This window comes from Streptomyces sp. SID4985 (assembly GCF_009863025.1).
Taxonomy (GTDB): domain Bacteria; phylum Actinomycetota; class Actinomycetes; order Streptomycetales; family Streptomycetaceae; genus Streptomyces.
Map to the genome: position 1 here is coordinate 1 of NZ_WWIR01000596.1, position 2,652 is coordinate 2,652.

General features: G+C 75.6%; 2 protein-coding genes. One reads left to right on the forward strand and one right to left on the reverse strand.

Annotated elements, in window-relative coordinates; genetic code table 11:
• A partial coding sequence (locus tag GTW40_RS25635; RefSeq protein ID WP_161182534.1) for a serine/threonine-protein kinase occupies positions 1-888 on the reverse strand: 888 nt, incomplete at its 3' end.
• 366 nt (positions 889-1,254) lie between these two features.
• On the opposite strand from GTW40_RS25635, the gene GTW40_RS25640 reads away from it, so the two are divergent.
• Positions 1,255-2,652: FHA domain-containing protein (locus GTW40_RS25640; protein ID WP_161182535.1), on the forward strand; the 1,398-nt coding region annotated here is incomplete at its 3' end.

Consider the following 2,652-nt stretch of genomic DNA (forward strand, 5'->3'; position numbering starts at 1 on the left):
GCCCACGCCCTCGGCGGCGGCGATCTGCGCGGGGTTGGCGTGCACCCCGACGCCCTCGGCGACGACGCGCAGCGCGCGGGCCAGGCTCTCGGCGCTGGGCCGCTCGGCCGGGTTCTTGCGCAGGCAGCGCTCTATGACCGTCCACAGCGGGTCGGGGATCGTGGAGGGGCGGCGCGGCTCGGCGCTGAGGTGCTGGTGCAGCACCTCCAGGGCGGTCGCGCCGGAGAACGGCGGGCGGCCGGTGACCAGTTCGTAGAGCAGGATGCCCGCGCCGTAGATGTCGACGGCGGAGGTCTGCGGGCGCCCCTCGGCGGACTCGGGCGCGACGTAGGCCGGGGTGCCGACGAACTCGTGGGTGCGGGTCAGCCCCGGGGAGTCGGCGAGGCGGGCGATGCCGAAGTCGGTCAGCATCGGGTGCATCTGGTGGTCGTACTGACGGAGCAGCACGTTGGCGGGCTTGAGGTCGCGGTGGACCACCCCGTCGGCGTGGCTGGCGGCGAGCGCGTCGGCGACCTGCGCGGTCAGCAGGGAGGCGGCGACCGGGGAGAAGGGGCCGTTCTCGCGCAGGTAGCGGTGCAGGTCGGGGCCGTCCACCAGGTCCATGACGAGGGCGAGCAGATCGCCCTCGACGACCAGGTCGCGGACCTGGACGATGTTGGGGTGGGTGAGCCGGAGCAGCACGGAGCGCTCGCGCAGGAAGCGCATCACGATGTCCGGGTCGCTCGCCAGCTCCTCCTTGAGGACCTTGATGGCGACGGTCTCGCCGGGGGCGCCCTGCACGGCCGCCTCGGCGCCCGCGGTCTCCCGCTGCCGGGCCCGCCAGACAGTGCCGGTGGCGCCGCGCCCGAGAGGCTCCTCGAGCAGGTACTTACTGCCGACTGGCCGCACGTCACGCGCTCCCTGCTGCTTGCTGACTGCTTGCTGGCTTGCTTGCGCGCCGGTTCGCCCGGCGTTCCGCCCCACTGTAGTGGGGCCCTCTATGCAGTACGTGAGCGTTCCCGCCCATGTTCGGGGGAAAGACGCCCACCTCGGTCCTGCGGTTGCCCGGTACTGGACGTGACCGATCTCAAATGATCAACGACGCGTTCCTGGTCAGGCACTTTTGGGGGCAGAGCTGACCAATCAAGATCACTTGGCGTCGGAGCGTGGGCGAGTGCCCGGCGACAGGTGCGAGGATGCCTCCAGTACTGGCCGAAGTGCCCGTGCGGGGGGTGGGGGCGCCTCGCGACGGGGCAGAAGGGACCGCTGACGGCGATGCAGATCCGGCTGACCGTCGTAGATCCGCTCGGCGCGTCCTCCCGGCGCGGCCGTGCCGCGAGCCGGGACGTGCTGGTCACGGCGCCCGTGGGCACCGACCTCGGCGCGGTCGCGCCCGCGCTGGCCGTGGCGGTCACCGGTGAGAGCGGCGCGGGCCGCGACACCGGAGGCGCCCCGGTGGTGCTGTACGCGGGCGCGGAGCGCCTGGACACGCGCCGCCACACCCTGGGCGAGCCCCCGCTGGTGGACGGCGCCGTGCTCTCCCTGGGAGCCCCGGCGGCCACCGAGCCCGACCCGGAGCCGGACGGCGCCCCGACCCAGCTGCACGTGGTCGCGGGCCCGGACGCGGGCGGGGTCCATCTGCTGCACGGCGGCCGGATAACGGTCGGCCGCTCCGCCGACGCCGACGTCCCCCTGGACGACCCGGACGTCTCCCGGCTGCACTGCGCGGTCACCGTCGCCGCCGACGGCCGGGTCTCGGTGACCGACCTCGGCTCCACCAACGGCACCACCCTCGACGGCACCCGCGTCACCGACCGGTCCCTGCGCTTCCCCGAGGGCGCCTTCCTGCGCATCGGCGAGTCCGCCCTGCGCCTCACCCCGTCCACCGGTGCCGCCCGCATACCGACGGTGCCGGACGGCGAGGGGTGCGTACGGGTGCCGCTGGACACGGCCCGGGGGTCGAGCATCCCGGGCACGGGGCACGACGGCAGGTACGACGGCACGGAGCCGCCCGCGTACGGCGGCACGGACACCGGCTACGGCACCGGCAGCGCGAGCGCGCTGGACGCCCGCCCCGGGTACGGCACCCCCCACGGCCCCACCGAGCACACCTACGGCCTCGGCACCCCCGGCGGGCACGAACACCGGCGCCCCGAGCGGACCGTGCCGGAGCAGGCGGGCGCCCCGCGCATCGAGAGCCGGGACGAGGACCACCGCACCCACTACGCCACCGGTCCCCACGCCCCCGCCGCGTCCGGCACCCACGCCGGGCACCACGGCGTCACCGGGCAGGCCGAGGCGCCGTACGCCGACACGCCCGGCCCCGGCACGCCGTACGACGAGAGCCCGTACGACGCGCCGTACGACGACCCCTACGACGACGGCCCCACCCGTAAGAACACCCCCCTGCGCGGCACCGACCTCTCCCAGGGCGCCCGGCGCCGGGGCGGTCTCGGGGCCTGGGCGCGCAAGCTGACCGGCGGCCGCCCGGAGGAACCGCAGGCCGAAGAGACCCGCACCGACCACCGCACGCTCGTCGAAGACACCGGGCGCCCCGAGACCTGGCCCGACCCCGCCGCGCTGCTGCTGACCGCGCTGGGCCCCGGGCCCCGGCTGTGGGAGCGCGGCCCCGGGCACCCCGAGGCGCTGACCGTGCGGCTGGGCACCGCTGAC